At 67.0% G+C, this 397-nt stretch carries 1 protein-coding gene; it reads right to left on the bottom strand.

Annotated features, from left to right (window positions below):
- Positions 1-74: 74 nt before the first annotated feature.
- Positions 75-397, bottom strand: a 323-nt coding sequence (locus RJ05_RS24365; protein WP_036541054.1) for a flavoprotein, incomplete at its 5' end; no start/stop codon positions are given.

The raw sequence follows: 397 nt of genomic DNA, 5'->3' as shown, positions 1-397 counted from the left end.
CGCCGAGCGCGAGCTCTCCGGTCTCGTCCGGGCCGAGCGTCACCGATAACTCCTGATCGTCGAAAGGCCGTGCACTACACCGGATCCGAGCTTATCGCCGACATCGGCGTGCCCACCGCCTGCAGGGCCCGCCGGGTGTCGGCGATCATCCGGGCCGATCCGGCGATCTGGATCTGGCGGTCGGCCCAGGCGCCGAAGCTGGCGACCACCGCGCCCAGATTGCCGATCAGCCGCCGGTGCATGCCGAACGGCGTCTCCGCCGGCGGATACGGATGCCACCACGGATTGGTCTCGTTCTCGCACACCGGGATGACCGTGAGCCACGGATTGGATTGTGAGAGCTGCCACATGTTCTCCACGTCGTAGAGATCACACGGGTAGCGTCCGCCCAGGAACA

Source organism: Nocardia cyriacigeorgica NBRC 100375 (genome assembly GCF_000308555.1).
GTDB classification, from domain to species: Bacteria; Actinomycetota; Actinomycetes; order Mycobacteriales; family Mycobacteriaceae; genus Nocardia; species Nocardia cyriacigeorgica.
This window is presented reverse-complemented; position numbering and strand designations above follow the sequence as displayed.